The sequence below is a fragment of the Stenotrophomonas sp. A3_2 genome, assembly GCF_036624925.1.
GTDB lineage: Bacteria > Pseudomonadota > Gammaproteobacteria > Xanthomonadales > Xanthomonadaceae > Stenotrophomonas > Stenotrophomonas hibiscicola.
The window spans coordinates 23137-41390 of the sequence record NZ_JAZKVY010000358.1 but is presented as its reverse complement, the minus strand read 5'-3'; the positions used below and the strand labels follow the sequence as shown (position 1 = coordinate 41390).

At 68.2% G+C, this 18254-nt stretch carries 18 protein-coding genes; 6 read left to right on the top strand and 12 right to left on the bottom strand.

The window, feature by feature from the left end; all coding sequences use genetic code 11:
* Window positions 1-4 precede the first annotated feature (4 nt).
* The 7 genes from R5H29_RS19400 to R5H29_RS19370 all read right to left on the bottom strand — a co-directional run bounded on the left by R5H29_RS19400 (window position 5) and on the right by R5H29_RS19370 (window position 6068).
* Window positions 5-1537, bottom strand: coding sequence for an MFS transporter (locus tag R5H29_RS19400; protein WP_155029622.1), 1533 nt, complete (start codon window positions 1535-1537; stop codon window positions 5-7).
* 149 nt (window positions 1538-1686) lie between these two features.
* Window positions 1687-2433: a hypothetical protein gene (locus R5H29_RS19395; protein WP_332329653.1), complete on the bottom strand. Its 747-nt coding sequence runs from the start codon at window positions 2431-2433 to the stop codon at window positions 1687-1689.
* On the bottom strand, window positions 2433-3053 hold the full coding sequence (locus R5H29_RS19390; RefSeq protein WP_332329652.1) for a DUF3299 domain-containing protein: 621 nt from the start codon (window positions 3051-3053) through the stop codon (window positions 2433-2435). Before R5H29_RS19390 ends, R5H29_RS19395 begins: the two co-directional genes overlap by 1 nt.
* A complete protein-coding gene (locus R5H29_RS19385; protein WP_043396119.1) occupies window positions 3043-3594 on the bottom strand; it encodes a DUF3299 domain-containing protein in 552 nt (183 codons plus the stop codon). Before R5H29_RS19385 ends, R5H29_RS19390 begins: the two co-directional genes overlap by 11 nt.
* A 2-nt stretch (window positions 3595-3596) precedes the next feature.
* Window positions 3597-4850, bottom strand: coding sequence for an ABC transporter permease (locus tag R5H29_RS19380; protein ID WP_134729099.1), 1254 nt, complete (start codon window positions 4848-4850; stop codon window positions 3597-3599).
* Window positions 4843-5538, bottom strand: a complete 696-nt coding sequence (locus R5H29_RS19375) for an ATP-binding cassette domain-containing protein (protein WP_134729097.1) — start codon at window positions 5536-5538, stop codon at window positions 4843-4845. Before R5H29_RS19375 ends, R5H29_RS19380 begins: the two co-directional genes overlap by 8 nt.
* Window positions 5535-6068: a DUF2796 domain-containing protein gene (locus R5H29_RS19370; protein ID WP_134729095.1), complete on the bottom strand. Its 534-nt coding sequence runs from the start codon at window positions 6066-6068 to the stop codon at window positions 5535-5537. The genes R5H29_RS19375 and R5H29_RS19370 overlap by 4 nt, the downstream gene beginning before the upstream one ends.
* Before the next feature lie 32 nt (window positions 6069-6100).
* Between R5H29_RS19370 and R5H29_RS19365 the strand changes: the two genes are divergently transcribed.
* Window positions 6101-6574, top strand: coding sequence for a MerC domain-containing protein (locus R5H29_RS19365; protein ID WP_134729093.1), 474 nt, complete (start codon window positions 6101-6103; stop codon window positions 6572-6574).
* A gap of 149 nt (window positions 6575-6723) precedes the next feature.
* On the opposite strand, the gene R5H29_RS19360 is transcribed toward R5H29_RS19365, so the two are convergent.
* Window positions 6724-7626: a LysR family transcriptional regulator gene (locus tag R5H29_RS19360; RefSeq protein WP_155029627.1), complete on the bottom strand. Its 903-nt coding sequence runs from the start codon at window positions 7624-7626 to the stop codon at window positions 6724-6726.
* Window positions 7627-7744: 118 nt separating this feature from the next.
* Here R5H29_RS19360 and dkgB point away from each other — a divergent pair, with 118 nt between their 5' ends.
* The 4 genes from dkgB to R5H29_RS19340 are packed head-to-tail and all read left to right on the top strand — an operon-like array spanning window position 7745 to window position 10812.
* Window positions 7745-8548, top strand: a complete 804-nt coding sequence (dkgB, locus tag R5H29_RS19355; protein ID WP_332329651.1) for a 2,5-didehydrogluconate reductase DkgB — start codon at window positions 7745-7747, stop codon at window positions 8546-8548.
* Between the two features lie 11 nt (window positions 8549-8559).
* Window positions 8560-9534 (top strand): TIGR03571 family LLM class oxidoreductase, encoded by a 975-nt coding sequence (locus tag R5H29_RS19350; RefSeq protein ID WP_134729087.1) that lies wholly within the window; start codon window positions 8560-8562, stop codon window positions 9532-9534.
* 19 nt (window positions 9535-9553) lie between these two features.
* Window positions 9554-10492, top strand: coding sequence for a cyclase family protein (locus R5H29_RS19345; RefSeq protein WP_332329650.1), 939 nt, complete (start codon window positions 9554-9556; stop codon window positions 10490-10492).
* Window positions 10489-10812, top strand: a complete 324-nt coding sequence (locus tag R5H29_RS19340) for a MoaF-related domain-containing protein (protein ID WP_332329649.1) — start codon at window positions 10489-10491, stop codon at window positions 10810-10812. The genes R5H29_RS19345 and R5H29_RS19340 overlap by 4 nt, the downstream gene beginning before the upstream one ends.
* 19 nt (window positions 10813-10831) lie before the next feature.
* On the opposite strand, the gene R5H29_RS19335 is transcribed toward R5H29_RS19340, so the two are convergent.
* Window positions 10832-11785: a LysR family transcriptional regulator gene (locus R5H29_RS19335; protein WP_332329648.1), complete on the bottom strand. Its 954-nt coding sequence runs from the start codon at window positions 11783-11785 to the stop codon at window positions 10832-10834.
* 106 nt (window positions 11786-11891) lie between these two features.
* On the opposite strand from R5H29_RS19335, the gene R5H29_RS19330 reads away from it, so the two are divergent.
* A complete protein-coding gene (locus R5H29_RS19330; protein ID WP_111098525.1) occupies window positions 11892-12635 on the top strand; it encodes an SDR family oxidoreductase in 744 nt (247 codons plus the stop codon).
* A 117-nt stretch (window positions 12636-12752) separates the two neighbouring features.
* Here the strand turns inward: R5H29_RS19330 and R5H29_RS19325 are convergent, their stop codons facing one another.
* The 3 genes from R5H29_RS19325 to R5H29_RS19315 are packed head-to-tail and all read right to left on the bottom strand — an operon-like array spanning window position 12753 to window position 18243.
* On the bottom strand, window positions 12753-15830 hold the full coding sequence (locus R5H29_RS19325) for a CusA/CzcA family heavy metal efflux RND transporter (RefSeq protein ID WP_332329647.1): 3078 nt from the start codon (window positions 15828-15830) through the stop codon (window positions 12753-12755).
* The gene (locus R5H29_RS19320; protein ID WP_332329646.1) at window positions 15827-16999 is read right to left on the bottom strand and encodes an efflux RND transporter periplasmic adaptor subunit; all 1173 of its coding nucleotides are present in this window, start codon (window positions 16997-16999) and stop codon (window positions 15827-15829) included. The genes R5H29_RS19325 and R5H29_RS19320 overlap by 4 nt, the downstream gene beginning before the upstream one ends.
* Entirely contained in the window at window positions 16996-18243 is a 1248-nt protein-coding gene (locus tag R5H29_RS19315; protein WP_332329645.1) for a TolC family protein, read from the bottom strand. The genes R5H29_RS19320 and R5H29_RS19315 overlap by 4 nt, the downstream gene beginning before the upstream one ends.
* Window positions 18244-18254 lie beyond the last annotated feature (11 nt).

The window sequence follows — 18254 nt, the reverse complement described above, 5'->3', positions numbered from 1 at the left end:
TGCCTCATTTTACGCGATCGGCCGCGCCCTCGCGGCTGCCGACGCGGCCGCGCAGCAGGCGCGCGATGATCGCCGCACCCAGCGCCAGCACCGCCGTGATCACCAGCAGCACGATCTGGTAGCCAAGGTCATACGCGGCCGCAGCCAGTGCGAACCACTCGCCCTGCCCGCTCTCGCGCGCGGCATGCAGCGCCTGGGTGAAACCCTCGCGGGCAAGCGCGGGCATATCGGCCGAGACCGGCAGGAACGCGCTGTACATTGCGGCACTCAGGCTGCCCAGCATCGCCACCGCCAGCAGGCCACCGAACTCATAGGACACTTCTTCCACCGACGAGGCCATGCCCGCACGGTGCGCCGGCACGTTGTTGAGGATGGCGGTGGACGCCACCGAGATGGCCGAACCCATACCGAAGCCGGTGATGGCCATGCCAGCCACCACCCAACCAAGGCCGTGCGGGAAACCGAACGCCACCACGCCGACGCCCAGCGCACCTCCGGCCAGGCCACCACAGATCAGCGGGCGCAGGCCAACCCGGTGCAGGATGCTGCCGCCGAGCAGCGCACTGGGCAGGCTGCCCAGTGCCGCCACCGACACCAGCAGGCCCGCCTGCAGCGGCGTGAAACCTGCCACCAGCTGGAAGCGCTGCGTGGTGACCAACTGCAGGCCGGCCATCGCGAACAGGGTGAACACCGCCGACAGCGTGCCGGCCAGGAACGCCGGATTACGGAAGATCGCAAAGTCCAGCAGCGGGTACGGCAGCTGCTGCTGGCGGCGCGCGAACGCCGCACCGCTGATGACGGCCAACACCAGCGCGCCTGCGCCCAGCGCATATGAGGGCGGCGTGGCGATCAGCGACTTGATCGCCAGCACCAGGCCGGACAGTGCAGCCAATGCCAGCACTGACGACACCAGGTCCCATGGCCGCGAGGTGTCGCGCCGTCCTTCCGGCGCCAGCAGCAGCGTGGCCACGAACGCGACCACCACCACCGGCACGTTGATCAGGAACACCGAGCCCCACCAGAAGTGCTGCAGCAGCCAGCCGCCAATGATCGGGCCGAGCGCCGCACCGACAATGGCGACCGAACCCCAGATCGCGATGGCGATGTTGCGTTCGCGTTCTTCGTGGAAGCTCAGTCCGATCAACGCCAACGTGGCCGGCATCATCGCTGCGGCACCGATCGCCAGGAATGCACGCGCGGCAATCAGCTGCGTTGCAGAGTCAGCGAACGCCGCTGCCAGCGAGGCCACGCCGAACACCACCAGGCCGATCAGGAACATGCGGCGGTGGCCGATGCGGTCGCCCAGCGTACCCGCCCCCAGCAGCAGACCGGCCATCACCAGCGGATAGGCGTTGATGATCCACAGCGCCTGGCCGGCACTGGCCGAGAGTTCTTCGGTCAGCGTGGGCAGTGCGGTGTAGAGCACGGAGTTGTCGAGCGTGACCAGCAACAGGCCAGCGGCGACGGTGAACAACAGTGCCCAGCGACGGGCACGCGACAGGGCCGGCGCACCGGCCAAGGGCTGGGACAAAGCCATGGGAGAACCTGGTGGGGTGGAGTACGGTCATAACTATACAGGATGTCCTGTATAGTTATGAAAACAGCGCCACCGATTCAGATTGGGGCCCGGGCAATGTTCATGTTGTCGTGCCCCTCATGCCGGGTCATGCCCGGTGTCAGGGATGATCACCGGCAATCTTCCGGCAGCGCGGCAATCGCCGATACCACCGCGCTCTGCATGCCCTGCCCCACGGCGGCGTCCAGCTCGCCGCCGATGCCCCCATGCTGGCGCCGCAGCTCGTCCTCGCACAGTCCACGCACGCGCGCACGGGCATTCGCGCGCAGGCTGCTGCACCGCCAGTCGGCGCCACCCAGCGGCAGCACCGAATACACCACGCTGTTGCAGGCGTTGCCGGCACGCTGCTGCAACGGCAGTCCACCAAAATCCCGCGGTTCGCTGCTGCGTTGCGGGTCGAAGTAGCTGTCCGGAAACGTGCGCGCGTACTGTTCGATATCCACCGCCATGCTGCGCCCACCGGCCAACGGCATCTGCAGCGGCTGCCCGCACGGCGTCGCATCGGCGCGGTGCTGGATGTACTGGTAGATCGGCCGGTCCAGCGATGGGTCCTGCTGGGTCACCGCGCTGACTGCCGCCAGCACCGGCAGCGATGCACGATTGGCCATGCGCGCCAGCAGCCCCGCCTGCGCCGGCTGGCAGCGGTCGCGCAATGTTGCTGCGAGCAGGAAGAGCACGTCGTTGCGAAACGCGGGGTCATCAACCAGACGCTGTTCGATACGCTGGCTGGCATCGGACGCCGGTGCCGGAAACGCGACTGCCGGCGGAGCAGCGGGTGCCGCCCGCCGCTGCCACCACACCAGCAGCACAACTGCGCCCAGCAGCACCGCGGTAGCCATGAGCCATCGCCTGCGCATCAGTTGCGGATCGCCGTCAGCGTGGCTGCCGCGGCATCGTAGGACGCGCTGGCGATGTCCGCGTCGAAACGCTTCACCTGCAGGCGGCCGGCAAGCCGGTACGGATCCCACAGATCGCCCAGCGCGATCGGTGTCGCCAGGGTCACGTGGATGATCTGGTTGGGTGGCGGCGGCGGCACATGGATGCACGCGCCGTAGAACGGCACGAACAGCAGCTCATCGACCAGGCCGGCATCGTTGGTGCCGAGCGGCACCACGTAGCCATCCAGATCCACCGCGCGACCGTCGACAGCATCGACCACGCGCGAGGAGCCGAACTGATTGGCCCGGTCCGGGCTGGAATGGTCGATCTCCAGCCCCGGTGGCGTGCCCGAGCCGGTGTCGTCGATCAGGCCACCCACGCCCTCCATGCCATTGCGTGACAGGCCGATCTGCGGGGGTGGGCGCTGGTAGGTCACTTCGTCGGGTCGCAACGCGTCCCAACGGTCGATGGGGGCTTCGGCCGTGGCGGAGGGCGCCGGCTTTTCCTGCGGCCCGACCACCAAGGCATCGCCGCCCGGCGCCGTACAGCCTGCCAACCACAGGCATCCCACCGCCAGCAACAGGTGACTACGGTTCATAGGGCCTCAGCTGTGCGTCACGCATGGTGTAGGCCGAACCGGCCAGATCGTCATCCAACCGTTCGGCGCGCAGGGTGCCTGCCAGGAAGAACGGTGAGTACATGTCCGGCATCTCGATCGGGCGCGGCAGCACTACGTGCACGATCTGGTTCGGTGGCGGTGGTGGCACGTGGATGCAGGCGCCGTAGTACGGCACGAACAGGAATTCGGTCAGCCGCCCGTCCTGCGCGTTGGCCAGTGGCACCACGTAACCCGGCAGGCGCACCGGCCGCTGCAGCACCGTGTCCACCGTGCGGAAGGTACCGAACTGCGGCATGCGCCGGTTGCCGTTGTGCTCGACCTCCGGGCCCTCGCCCCGCTCCAGCGCGGCCAGCTCGTCCTTGGGCATCATCTGCAGCCAGTCCAGCTCCTGCTCCACAGCGCCTGCAGGGTCATCGCGGTCGACGACCGGCGAGGGTGGCAAGGCCTGTACGCCGGTATCCACCGGCCGCTCACAGGCGGCCAGCGCCAGCACCATTGCCACTACCCGCATCCATCGCATGCTCAGCCTCCCGGTGAAAGGCCATCGGCCAAGGTGCGCCGGTAAGCGAGCAACGCCGGGACCAGCCCGGCTACGGCGCTGATCAGCAGCACGCCCGCAGCCCATGCCAGTTCACGGCCATCCGGCCAGACATGGGTGATCGACAGACCGAAGGTGGCCAGTACCCAGCCGCGCCCGGCAATGCTGGCGACCACCAGCAGCGACAGGGCCAGCACGCAGGCCACCGCACTGGTCGCCACCGCCTCCACCACCAGCAGGCCAGCGATGTAACCCGGTCGCGCGCCGGTGGCACGCAGGATGGCCATCTCACGCCGCCGCTCCTGCAGGGTGGAGACCAGCAGCGCCACCAGGGAGCCCATGCCCAGCAGCACCACCATTGCACTGATCAGCTGCAGGGCTCGCTCGGCGGTGCCCAGCGACTGCCACAGCTGCTGCAGGGTCACGCCGGGCAGGATCGCCAGCATCGCCTCGTCCGGATGCTCGTTGATCCTGCGCTGTACCGAGAACGTGGAGATGCGCGAGTTCAGGCCGAGCATGAAGGCGGTGATGCTGGTCGGTGTCAGGTCCAGGTGGCGCGCCTGCTCGGCGCTGACGCTCTGGCTGCGCAGCTGCACGCCCGATCGCCAGTCAACATGGATCGCCTCGATGGCCGGCAGCGAGACCAGCAGCGACGAATCCACCGGCGTGCCGGTGCGCTGCAGGATGCCGGCAACGCGGAACGGCTTGTCGGCATGCGTGGCCAGCGTGACCGCGCCGGTGCCGTGCGCCAGCACGATCTCGTCGCCGAGGCCGACCTTCTGCGCGCGAGCCACCTCCGCGCCGATCACCGCGTCATACAGATCATCGAAGGGCCGCCCCTGTGCAAAGGCCAGCGCGTGGCCGGAACCATAACGATAGTGTTCAAAGTAGCCGCCAGTGGTACCCACTACCCGGTAGCCGCGCCAGGAATCGCCCAGCGACAACGGCACCGACCACTTCACCTGCGGCAATGCGGACAGCTCCTGGTAGGACTGCCAGGACACGTTGTTGGTCGGGTCGCCGATATGGAACACCGAGTACAGCAGCAGGTTCACAGGTCCCGAGCGCGCACCGACGATCAGGTCGGTGCCCGATACGGTGCTGGCGAACCCTTCGTGCGCCTGCGTGCGCACGCGTTCGACGCCCAGCAGCAGCACCACGCTGAGGGTGATGACCAGCACGGTCAGGCCCACGCTCAACGCGCGGCTGCGCAGGCTGGCCCAGGCAAGCTCAAGCATGGCCGGCACCTGCCTGGTTGATCTCGGACAGTGAAATGGTGCGGTCGAACAACGGCTGCAGGCTGTCGTCATGGCTGACCACCAGCACCGTGGTGCCGGCCGCCTGGCACTGCGCGGACATCAGCTGCAGGAAGGCGGTCGCCGCTTCGCGGTCGAGCGCCGAGGTAGGCTCATCGGCCAGCAGCAACGCCGGCCGGCCGATCAGGGCGCGCGCTGCCGCCACGCGTTGTTGCTGGCCAACACTGAGCGTACCCGCCCGCCGCTGCATCAGCTCAGGATTGAGCTGCAGGGCCTGCAGCAGGCGGGCGATCTCGGCATCCAGCGGCCCGCTGATGCGTGCGCTGCGCAGGCGCGAGAAGCGCAGGCCCAGCGCGATGTTGTCGCGCACGGTGAGGAACGGCAGCAGATTGAACTGCTGGAAGATCACGCCCAACTGGTCGGCACGGAAACGATCCCGCGCCGCACCCCCCATGTCCTGCAGTGCGTGGCCGGCCACCTCGACACGGCCCTTGCCGGGCAGCAGCACGCCCGCCAGCAGGCCCAGCAGGGTGCTTTTGCCGCCACCGCTGATGCCGCGCAGCAACACGCTGCTGCCCTGCTCGACCCACAACCGCGGGATGTCCAGCACCAGCCGCGTGCCGTAGCCGAACTGCACGTCTTCCAGCGAGATCACCGGTGCCGCGCTCACGGTGCCAGCACCACGCGCAGGTTGTCGGGCGTCAGCACACTGCGGTTCTGGCCATTGGCGGTTGCACTGTTGACGATGACTTCGTGCAGGCCCGGGAACAGCACGGGCAAGCGCACGACGATCGCCCGCAGCTCGGCAGGTTTGGCACAGTGGTACTGCAGCGTCGCGCTGAAACCTGCGTGCCGGTGCTGTCCCGGCGGCGGCGCGGCGGCCGTCGCGTCGAAACCCTCCGCATCGGCTTTACCGGTGGCCAGACGGCACTCTGCAGCGGTGGGCAAGGTGACCCAGTTGCCGCCCTTCAGCAATGACGTCGCCCGTGCCAGCGCGGCCTGCTCGGCTGCATTGGCCGGCGGCCGCTCGTAATCGAGGATGCCGATGCCGGGGGCCTGAAGGGCGAATTCCAGGGTTTGCTGGTCAAGCGCAACATCCACTGTTGCCTGGCCATGCACGTGCGGTGCGTGCTGGCGGATGTCATGGGCCTGTGCGGCGCTGGCAGCCAGCAGCAGGAATAGAACAGCAGGAAGCTTCATGGGGGAGTCTCCAATTGTTACTATGTAACATTATGGACCATATCCCCACGACGCCCGCAAGGGCCCTGGCCCAGCCGCCAACTTCGGCACGCTGGCACCCCCGCTTCGATCTTGCCGGTGCCTGGCTGTCCCTGGCCTGCGCCGCCCACTGCATCGCCCTGCCCCTGCTGCTGGCCTTCGTGCCGGCAGCGATGATGGCGCTGCGCTCGTTCCAGCATCCCGGCCATGGCGCGATGACATTGCTGCTGATGATGTCGCGCTGGGAGTGGCTGTTCGCGCTGCTGGCCTCCTCGCTGGCCTTGGCGAGCACCTCGGCCGGGGTGCACCGGCACGGGCGCTGGCAGCCCCTGCGGCTGGCCTGCGCCGGCGCCATCCTGCTGCTGTCGGCCTCTCTGTATCTGCCGCTGAAGGAATCGCTGCTCTGGCATGGCGTAGTGACAGCCAGTGGTGGCGCGCTGCTGGCGTTCGCTCACATCGGCAACCGGCGGGCGCTGCGCAAACGATAGTGCCGGCCGCAGGTGGGTTGGAGCACGCCATCCACGCATGGCGTGGATCTACCGATGCGCTCGACGCAGCCAACGGTAGTGCCGGGCCGCTGGCCGGCAGCTGCGGTGATCCGGCAGGAAAGCCGGCCAGCGGCCGGCTCTACCCTTCTCTATTCGTCGAACGGTCGCTGTCCCAGCGTCTGCGTCACGTGGTCGACGAAACACGTGATGCGCGCGGCCAGCGCGGTGTTGCGGTAGTACACCGCGTTGATTGGCTGCCGCACCTCCTGCGTCTGCCTGGCCAACAGCTGCACCAGGCGGCCATCACGCCGGTCCTGGCGGGTCAGGAAATCAGACAGGCAGGCGATGCCCAAACCGGCCACCGCCATCTGCCGCAGCGTCTCGCCGCTGGATGAAGCGATCGCCGGCTCGATCACGAAAGGCCCGCCATCGGCATCGTGCAGCGGCCATTCGTTCAACGAACTGGGCTGGGTGAAGCCCAGCAGGTCGTGCTCGCGCAACTGCTCCACGCGCGTTGGCGTGCCGCGGCGGCGCAGGTACTCGGGGCTGGCCACCACGCGGATGCGGCTGTGGCCGATCGGCCGCGCATGCAGGGTCGAGTCGCGCAACACACCGATGCGGAACGCCACGTCGGTGCGCTTTTCGATCAGGTCGGTGATGCCCTCGTTGGAATTCAGCTCCAGCTCCACCTGCGGGTAGCGCTCGCGAAAGCCCTCCAGCAGCGGCACGATCACGTGCAGCATGAACGGCGTGGCGGCGTCCACGCGCAGGCGCCCGACCGGCTGCAGCCGCCGCGCGGCCATCTGTTCCTCGGCCTCGTCCACCGTGGCCAGGATCGTGCGCGCGTACTCCAGGAACGCCGCGCCCTCTTCGGTCAGTTCCAGCCGCCGCGTGGTCCGCCGCAGCAGCGTGGTCTGCAGCTTGTCCTCCAGCCGCGCCAAGGTGCGGCTGGTGGCGGAGATGGTCAGCTCCAGCTCTTCGGCCGCGGCCGTGATCGAACCGCTGTCGACCACGGCCACGAAGGCCTTCAGCTCATCCAGGGTGGTTTTCATTTTTTACCTCGGCGCAAAAGCATTTCCCGTATACACGGCTTAATCAACAAATGTAAAGCGCCCACACTTCGCCCTGTCCCGAGCCCACCGGCTCTCAACGAAGTCCCTGGAGTCCATCATGAGCGTTCCTTCCTTTGGCGTCGGCACCTTCCGCCTGACCGGCCAGACCGTCATCGATTCGGTGCGCAACGCCCTCGACGTCGGCTACCGTGCGGTCGATACCGCGCAGATACACGGCAACGAAGCCGAGGTCGGCCAGGCCATCGCCGAATCCGGCGTGCCACGCGACCAGCTGTTTCTGACCACCAAGATCTGGGTGGACAACTACGCCGCCGACAAGCTGATCCCGAGCCTGCGCGACAGCCTGGCCAAGCTGCGCACCGGGTACGTCGACCTGCTGCTGATCCACTGGCCGGCGCCGGGCAATGGCGTTGAACTGCGCGAGTACATGACCGCGCTGGCCGAAGCCAAATCGCTGGGCCTGACCCGTCAGATCGGTGTGTCCAACTTCAACATCGAACTGACCCGGCAGGCCATCGAGGTGGTCGGCGCCGGCGAGATCGCCACCAACCAGATCGAACTGAGCCCCTACCTGCAGAACCCGGCACTGACTGCCTTCCTGCAGGAACAAAGCATCACCGTCACCTCCTACATGACCCTGGCCTACGGCAAGGTGCTGAAGGATCCGGTGCTGGCCGCCATCGCCGACAAGCACCAGGCCACCGTGGCCCAGGTCGCGCTGGCGTGGGCACTGCAACTGGGTTACTCGGTCATCCCGTCCTCGACCAAGCGCGAGAACCTAGCCAGCAACCTGCTCGCCCAGGACCTGCACCTGGATGCCGATGACATGGCCGCGATCGCTGCGCTTGACCGCAACGGCCGCGAAGTCGATCCGCCGGGCCTGGCACCGGCCTGGGACTGAGGAGCCTCGCCATGGGCAGTGCGTTGGCGCGGCTGCAGGCCGGTGGTTTCAGCATCGGCATCGAAGCACCGCTGGACAATGACTGGACGCCGCTGGGCGAACAGGCACGACGCGCCGCGCGACGCCTGCCCGGCGAACCGGACCTGCAGCGCCATGCGGAACTGGCACAGCTGGCCGACCGTCTCGGCTTCCGTGCGCTGTGGGTGCGCGACGTGCCGGTGTACGACCCGGCCTTCGGCGATGCGGCGCAGGTGTTCGAGGTGTTCAGCTACCTCGGCTACCTGGCCGGCATCACTGGGAAGATCCTGCTGGGCACCGGTGCAGTGGTGTTGCCGATCCGGGAGCCGTTGCTGACCCTGAAGTCGGCGCGCAGCGTGCAGCGGCTCAGCGGTGACCGCCTGCTGCTGGGCGTGGCCAGTGGCGACCGCCCGGTGGAGTACCCGCTGTTCGGCCGCGATTTCGACACGCGGGGCAGCCGCTTCCGCGAGCAGATCGCATTGCTGCGCGAAGGCGCCGCCGCGCACCTGCCGCAGGGCTTGGACGTGCTGCCTGCGGTTGGCCCAGCCCTGCCGTTGTTCGTGGCCGGCCTGGCCCAGCAGCAACCGGCGTGGATCGGCCAGCACATGGATGGCTGCCTGGCCTACCCGGGCACGCCACAGGACCATGCGCAGCGCGTGGCGGCCTGGCGCGCCGTGGCCGGCAACAAGCCGTATGCCAGCTTCATCCACCTGGACCTGGTGGCCGATGCCGATGCCCCGCTGCAGCGCTGGCGCTTTGGGCTGCGCGGCGGCCGCAAGGCCCTGCTGGCCGAGCTGCACGCCACGCAGGCGGCCGGTGTCGACCACATCGGCCTGCAGTTCCGCCGCAACGAACGGCCGTTGGCCGAGACCTTCCACGAGATCGCCGAGTACGTGCTGCCGCACTTCCCGGCCCATGCCGACGCCGCTGCGCCGCATGCCCCGCTTGCCGCCCCCGCGACGGCCTGACAGTTACCGGAGCTTTGCCATGAAGATCAAGACCCTGGCCGCGCTTGCGCTGGCCACCCTGCCGCTGTCCTTCCAGGCCACCGCCGAGGACTGGTATCCCTCTGCCTACGGCGCCAACGACGAGATCGGCGCCGCCAACCTGCTCACCACGGACGTGGTCAAGCACGCGGTATCGCTGGTCAGGACCGGCAAGACCTATCCGCTGGCGGTGCCGGTGGACAAGAACCTGCCCGCGTTCCGCCACCGCAGCTTCCGCCTGTACAACGTGCAGGTCGGCCAGCAGGCCGGCACGTCGCTGGGCCCCAACAAGTTCACCTTCAACGATGAACTGGTGAACGCCTGGACCGGCGTTGGCACCCAGCTCAACGGCATCGGCCATATCGGCATCGACAACGTCTACTACAACGGCAACAAGGCCGCCGACTTCGTCACCGTGGACGGCGTGCGCAAGCTCGGCGTCGAGAAGGTGCCGCCAATGGTCACCCGCGGCGTCGTGCTGGACATGACTGCGTACTACGGCAAGGCGATCGTGCCCGGCGGCACCGAGTTCACCGTGGCCGACATCCAGGCCGTGCTGAAGAAGCAGGGCCTGAGCCTGCGCAAGGGCGACGTGGTGCTGTTCAACACCGGCTGGCTGGAACTGGTCGGCAAGGACGACAAACAGTTCCTGGAAGTGGAACCGGGCATTGGCATGCAGGCGGCGAAGTGGCTGGCCGACCAGGGCATCGTCGCCTTCGGTGGCGACACCTGGGCCTCGGAGGTCTACCCGAACCCGAACGGTGCCGAGGAGTTCCCGATCAACCAGTACATGCTGGCCAAGCGCGGCATCTACAACCTGGAGCTGATCGACAGCCGTGCCCTGGTGCGCGACAAGGCCTGGGAATTCCTGTTCGTGCTCGGCCAACCGCTTTACGTCGGCTCGACCCAGGTCAACATCAACCCGGTGGCGATCCGATGAACACTGCCCCCGCCTTGCCGTTGTTCGCCGGCCGCCGCTTCCGCGTCAGCTATGACGGCCTGGCCGCCGACAATGTCTACAGCGCCGATGGCAGTCACGTGCGGTACGCCATCGTCTCCGGCGCCTACGCCGGTGCGCAGGGCGACGCCGCCTGCGAGTGGCAACAGATCAGCGAAGGGGTCTATGCCATTTCGTGGCAGGAAGCCGATGGCGCTACGGTCGTGCATGTCGATGACTTCGCGTGCGGGCATTCGCTGGCCTGGTTCACCGCCACCGATGGCAGTTTCCATCGCATGCAGGGGCCGCTGCACGCGCTGTGATGCCGGCCAGCGGCCGGCACTACCCCCTGCGGTCGGACAGCTTCGCGTGCCGCTCCGGTAGGGCCGGCCGCGGGCCGGCAACCCCGGTCTGCTCGAACACCCCGGCCACCCAGTCGATGAACACCCGCAAGCGCGGCGACGGCGTGCGGTTGCGCGGGTAGACCAGGCTCAACGGGCTTGGGGTCGGCGGCGCGTCCGGCAACAGCTCCACCAGCTGCCCGCGCGCGATATACGGGTCCATCCGGTAGCGCGGAGCCTGGATGATGCCCAGGCCCGCCAGCGCGGCGCCGAGGAACGCATCCGCACCGGACACACGCACCCGCGCCGGCAGCGGCACGTAGCGCACCTGCCCGCCCTGCTGGAACTCCAGCGGAATCAGCTGGCCGGTGGCGCTGGAGCGATAGCCCACCATTTCATGGCCGCCCAGCAGGGACGCGATGCTGCCGGGCACACCCTTGTCCTGCAGGTAACCCGGCGAGGCCACCGTCACCTCGCGCAGCATCGTCAACCGGCGCGCCGCCAGATCGCTATCGGCCAGCGTCCCCACCCGCAACGCTGCATCCACGCCTTCGCGCAGCAGGTCGACATAGCGGTCGCCTTCGCTGACGTCCAGTTCGATCTCCGGGTAGCGCTGCAGGAAGTCCGGCAGCTGCGGAAACAGCAGGTGCCGGCCCAGCGTGCCGTGCACTTCAATGCGCAAGGGGCCGCGCGGCGGCGCGTCACGGAAGGCGGCCTCGGCATCGTCCATGTCGGCGATCAGGCGCAGGCAACGGCCATAGAAGGCCTCGCCTTCCAACGTCGGCACCACCAGCCGCGTGGTCCTGTGCAGCAGGCGCACGCCCAGCCGCTGTTCCAGCGCCTTGATCGCGTCGGTCACCGTGGCCCGCGGCAGGCCGAGGTCCTCGGAGGCCCGGGTGAAGCTACGGCGCTCGACGATACGGACGAAGGCGCGCATGGCCGTAAAGCGGTCCATTGTTCGGCTATCCGGATGATGTTGGCGGATTATGCAGGATTATCCGAACGTGCGATGGCGCGAACATGGCCCTGCGCCGCTCCGGCGCGCCCCAGTGGAAGCCACCATGACCCTCTCCCCCGCCCGCTCTGTCGCTCTGGTCACCGGCGGCTCCCGTGGCATCGGCGCGGCCATCTCCCGCCGCCTGGCCGCCGATGGCCACGCGGTCGCGATCAACTATGCGGGCCGCCGCGACGACGCCGAAGCCTTGGCGGCCGAACTCGACGCAGCCGGCGCGCAGGCCATCGCGCTGCAGGCCGATGTGGCCGATCCGCAGGCGGTCTACCAGCTGTTCAACGCCATCGAGGCCCGTTTCGGCGGCATCGACGTGGTGGTCAACAGCGCCGGCGTATTGCAGCTGGCGCCGCTCGCCGACACCGACGACGCCCTGTTCGAGCGGGTGATCGGCATCAACCTCAAGGGCGCCTTCAACGTGCTGCGCGAAAGCGCGCGACGGGTGCGCGACGGCGGGCGCATCGTCACGCTGTCCACCAGCGTGGTCGGGACCCGGCTGGAGAACTACAGCGTGTATGCGGCCAGCAAGTCGGCGGTGGAGACCATGGGCGCGATCCTCAGCAAGGAGCTGCGCGGGCGCAACATCACCGTGAACGCCGTGGCGCCGGGCCCGACCGCCACCGATCTGTTCCTGGATGGGAAATCGCCCGAGCTGATCGAGCGGTTGGCGAAGATGAACCCCCTGGAGCGGCTGGGTACGCCGGAGGACATCGCCGGTGCGGTGGCGTTCCTGGTTGGTGCCGATGGCGGGTGGATCAACGGCCAGGTGCTGCGCGCCAATGGCGGGATGGTGTAGTCCGCACAGGTGGCATCCACGCATGGCGCGACGCCCTTGTAGAGCCGAGCCCATGCTCGGCTGCTCTTCGCGCAAAGGCCAGAAGCAGCCGAGCATGCGCTCGGCTCTACAGGTAGGTCAGGCGATGCGCGCCTCGCGGCGGCGATGCACCCAGTAGTACAACGTGGGCAGTACCAGCAGGGTCAGCAGCATCGCCGACAGCAGGCCGCCGATCACCACCACCGCCAGCGGTTTCTGGGTCTCGGCACCAATCGCATGCGAGGTGGCCATCGGCAGCAGGCCGAACATCGCCAGCAGTGCGGTCATCAGTACGGTGCGCAGGCGCTGCAGCGAGCCCTGCACGACCGACTGCAGCAGGTCCATGCCCTGCTCGCGCAGCTGCGCGAAGCGACTGAGCATCACCACCCCGTTCAGCACCGCCTGCCCGAACAATGCAATGAAGCCGATCGCCGCCGACACCGACAGTGGAATCCCAGTCAACCACAGGGCGAGGATGCCCCCGATCATCGCAAGTGGCACGTTGGCCAGGATCAGCGCGGCGCTGCTGATGTCCTTGAAGGCATCGAATAGCAGCACGAAGATGATCAGCACCGACAGCGGAATCACCCAGCCCAGCCGCTTCATCGCACGCTGCTGGTTCTCGAACTCGCCAGACCACTCCAGTCGGTAGCCGTCCGGCAGCTGCACGTTGGCGTCCACGCGCTTGCGCATGTCGGCCACCACGCTGCCCATGTCACGGCCGGCGATGAAGATGCTCACGGCCTTGACGCGCTGTGCGTTCTCGCGCGAGATGTTGATCGCGCCGCTGGCCATGCGGAAATCGGCGACGTCGGACAGCGTCACCGTGTGGCCATCGCCGATGCCGACCGGGACCGTGCGCAACTGTTGCAGGTCACGGTCGGCGTCGTCCAGGCGCAGCGTGATCGGGAACCTGCGGTCACCTTCCCACAATTCACCGACCTGGCGCCCGCCCAGTGCGGTCTCGATCACCTCGTCGATGTCGCGCACGTTCAAGCCATAGCGCGCGGCGCGGTCGCGATCGATCTCGATCTGCAGCTGCGGCAATGAACCGTCACGGTCGATGAAGGCACTCTCTACGCCCTCCACGCTACGCACCTGTCCCAGGATCGCCTGCGCCTGCTGGTTGAGCACGTTCAGATCCGAGCCGCTGACCTTGATCACCACCTGGCCCTTGATCTGCGAGATGCTCTCCAGGATGTTGTCGCGCACCGGCTGCGAGATCGAGAACTCGGGGCCCGGAATGCGCTGCTCCAGCGTGCGCTGCAGGTCGCTCACCAGCTGTCGCTTGTCCACGCCTTTCGGCCATTCCTTCTCCGGCTTCAACGCCACCAGCGCCTCGATCTGGTTGGCGCCCTTGGCATCGGAGCCGTCTTCCGGGCGTCCCAGCTTGGCCACCACCGTCGATACCTGCGGGAACGTGCCGACCAGTTCGCGGATGCGCCGCGACTGCTGCTGCGCTTCGGCCAGGCTGGTGCTGGGGTCTAGCGTGGCGGTCAGCCAGATCGAGCCTTCGTCCAGCTCGGGCAGGAACTCCGATCCCAGGCGGGTGCCCAGCGCCAGCGTGCCCACCAGCAGCGCGACTGCGGTCAGTACCACCGCACGCGGGCGGGCCAGTGCGCGCTCCAGGACCGGCCGGTACCAGCCGGTCAGGCGGTCCATCAGCGGATTGCCATCGCGCATGCGGTCCCGTCGCAGCCACCAGTAGCAGAACAGCGGCACCACGGTCAGCGCGAGGATCAACGCACCGATCAGGGCCGAGGTCACCGAGTACGCCATCGGTGCGAACATGCGGCCTTCCTGGCGCTGCAGCGTGAAGATCGGGATGTGCGCGGCGATGATGATCAGCATCGAGAAGAACGTCGGCCGGCCCACTTCCGATGCAGCTGAAAGAACGGTCGAGAACCGTGTCTTCCGATCGGCCGCAGGTGGCAGCTTCGACAATCGCGAGACGATGTGCTCGGTCACGATCACCGCGCCATCGATGATGATGCCGAAGTCCATCGCACCCAGCGACAGCAGGTTGGCCGGCACACCCCACAGATGCAGGCCGAGGAAGGTCGACAGCAGGGCCAGCGGCATCATCGCAGCAACGATCAGCGCGGCCCGGGCGTTGTACAGGAACAGCCACAGCACCAGGAACACCAGCACCGCGCCTTCCAGCAGGTTGCGGAACACGGTATTCAGCGTGGTCGAGACCAGCCACGAGCGGTCGTAGAACGGCTCGATGCTGACCCCGGCCGGCAACTGGTTGGCCTCGATCTCAGCGATGCGCGCATGCAGGGCGTCGAGCACGTCGGACGGGTTCTCGCCCTTGCGCATCAGCACCATGCCGAACACCGCATCGTCGTTGTCGTCCTGGCCGACCAGGCCCTGCCGGGGCAGCCCGGTATCGGCGATGCCGGCCAAGTCGCGTACCAGGATCGGCGTTCCTCCGCGTTGCGCCACCACCACGTTGCCGACGTCGGCCGGCGAGCGCATCAGGCCCACGCCACGGATCAGGAACTGCTGCTGGCCGCGTTCCACGTAGCCGCCGCCGGCATTCGAGCTGCCCCTCTCCAGCGCCTCGGCGAACTCACCCAGGCTGATGCCGCGATCACGCAGCTTGTCCAGGTCCGGCTTGACCTGGAAGGTACGCGCGAAGCCGCCGAAACTGATCACATCGGCCACGCCCGGCACGGTGCGCAGGCTGCGCTCCATCGTCCATTCCTGCACGGTGCGCAGCTGGGTTGGCGTCATGTGCGGGCCTTTCAGCACATAGCGGTAAATCTCACCTACCGCCGAGCTCATCGCCTCCAGTTCCGGGGTCACCCCTTCCGGCAGCTCCACGCCCTGCAGGCGCTCCAGGACCTGCTGGCGTGCGAAGTAGTCATCGGCCTTGTCGTCGAAGGTCAGGATGATCATCGACAGGCCGAACTGCGTATGCGAGAACACCCGCACCGAATGCGGGATGCCGGACAACGCCACCTCCAGTGGCATCGTCACCTCCCGCTCGACCTCTTCGGCGGCACGGCCCGGGTGCAGCGACACCACGGTCACCTGGGTGTCGGATACATCCGGAAAGGCCTCCACTGGCAGCACGCGGAACGCGGCAATGCCAGCGCCGATGAACAACAGCAGCGCCAGCATCACCATCAAGGGCTGGCGCAGGCAATAGGCAATCAGGCGATCGATCATGGCGCGGCGTGCCCCGTGCCGGTGCTGACGGTTGCCGGCGCGCTGTCCACCAGTTGCTGCAGCAGCAGGCCGCCCTCGACCACCACCCTGCTGCCAACCGCCAGGCCGTCACGCACCCACAGCCGGCCATCGCCCAGCTCCTCGGCATGCACGGCGCGGCGCACGAAGCGGCCCTTGCCCTCCTCCACGAACACCACCTGCTTGCCGTCGATCAACAACACGGCCGCATCGGGCAGCGAGACACCGCCCTCGGCCGGCAACGCCACCTGGGCGCGCACGTACTGCCCCGCCTTGAAACCGCGTGCGCGGTTGTCCAGCTCGGCGCGCGCCTGCACCACGCGGCGTTCGCTGTCGACGAAGTCATCCACGTGCTGCAGGGTCGCCTGCAGCGGCTGTCCATCGGCCCCGGGCACGCTCACCTGCATGCCCGCCTTCAAACGTCCGGCCAGGCCCTCCGGTACATCCAGCTGCAAGCACAGGCGGTCCGGATCGCCAATCACCGCCAATGGCCGTTCGCTGTCGGGGCTGACCGCCATGCCCGGGCTCATCCGCCGCTCCACCAGCACGCCATCGATCGGCGCGCGCAGCGGCAGGCGCTGATCGACGTGCTGGCCATTGCCATAGGCCTTGGCGAAGGCGGTTGCACGCGCATGATCGGCCTGGCTGCCGGCGAAGTTGGCCTCGGCCTCGTCCAGTTCGCGGCCCGACGCCACACCCGCCGCATGCAGCTCGCGGGTGCGCTCCAGCTCCTTGCGCGCCTGCTGCAGCTCGGCGCGGCCGCGCACGCCCTCCGCCTGGGCCTGGCCGAATTCGGGCGAAGTGATCCAGGCGATCACCTGGCCCGCCTTCACTTTCTGCCCCGGCTGTGCCTCGATACGCGCCACCTGCCCCGCCAACGGCGTACGCAGCGCGCTGGAGCGCGTCTCGTCCCAGACCACCCGGCCCGGCAGCTGCAGGCTGGCGCTGGCGCCGGCGGTGACCGCCTCGCTGCGTAGCACGTCCAGCTGGCGGCTACCGGCAGGAAACTGGATCTGGCCAGCACTGACCTTCGGCGCGTCCTCGGTATACGACGCCGGTTCGCGGCCGCAGCCGCCCAGCAGGGCCAGCGCCAGCAAGGCCGGCAGCACGGCCTGTCGCGCCTGCGGTCGATAAGCGACGGTGGACTTCATCGGGACTCTCCTTCAGCAACGGATGTGGCCGCTTCCCAGCGCGCCAGAGCAATGGCATGGTCGGCACGCGCTTCAATCAACGCGGCCTCGAACTCGCGCCAGCTGCGGCGCGCATCCAGCAGATCGGTCAGGCTGGCGGCGCCGCGGCGGTAGGCCAGCTCGATGCCCTGCACCGCCCTGCGTGCGGCGTCGGACTGCAGTCCTTCGTAGTCGCTCCGGCGCTGCGCGGCGGACTGGGCGCTGGCCCGCAACTGGTCCAGTTCGGCACGCGCTTCGCGCTGCAGCACCTGCAGCTCCAGCGCGGCGCTGTCACGGTCGGCCTCGGCACGCTGGATCGCGCCGCGTGCACGTGACGGGCCGCCGAGCGGAATGGTCAATGACACTCCCCAGGTGACACCGCTGATGTCGGTCGGCTCGCGCTCGACCTCCACACCCAGCTGGATGTCGCGATGGCGCTCACTGCGCGCCAGTGCCACACCGGCGTCGGCCGCGGCCAGGCGCGAACGTGCCGCGCGCAGATCGGCACGCTGCTGTGGGTCGAACGCACGCGTATCGACCCTGCCCGCGGGGTCTGGCCACGGATCATCGGCGCTGAGGTCATGGCTGTCGTCGCGGCCGAGCAGCAGCCCCAGCGCATGCCGTGCATCGCGCAGATCCAGGGCCGCCTCGCGCGCCGCATCGGCCACCGCCAGGTCGTCCACTGCCAGCCGCGCGCGGTCGACCGGCGCCATCGCCCCGGTGGCAACCTGCTTGTCCGCCGCCGCCATCTGCTCGGCCGAACTCTGGCGGTTGGCATCGGCAATCTGCGCCCGCTCCTGTGCGCCCTTCAGAGCGAAATAGGCTTCATGCAGTGCCACCTGCTGCCGGCGCCGGGTATCGAGCATGTCCAGCCCGGCCACTTCCAGCAGCGCGTCCGCCTGGCGGATGCGCAATGCGCGCTTGCCGCCGCGCTCCCAGGTCCAGCCCAGGCCCACGGTGCTGTCCACCCGCTTGTCCTGCCAGCGTCCCGAGCCGATGCCATGCTTGGGGCTGATCTTGCTGGTGCCGATCGACAACTCGGTCGCCGGGCGCAACGCCGCCGTCTGCACATCGCCCTGCACGCCGCGCAGCTCCAGTGCCGCCGCACGCAGGTCCGGGTTGTGTGCTTCCATGGCGCGCTGCGCTTCCTGCAGGGACAGCGCCGAAGCGGTGGGCGCGCACAGAAGAGTGGCCAGCACGGCCGCAAAACGAGGGGAGAAATTCATGCACGTCACGG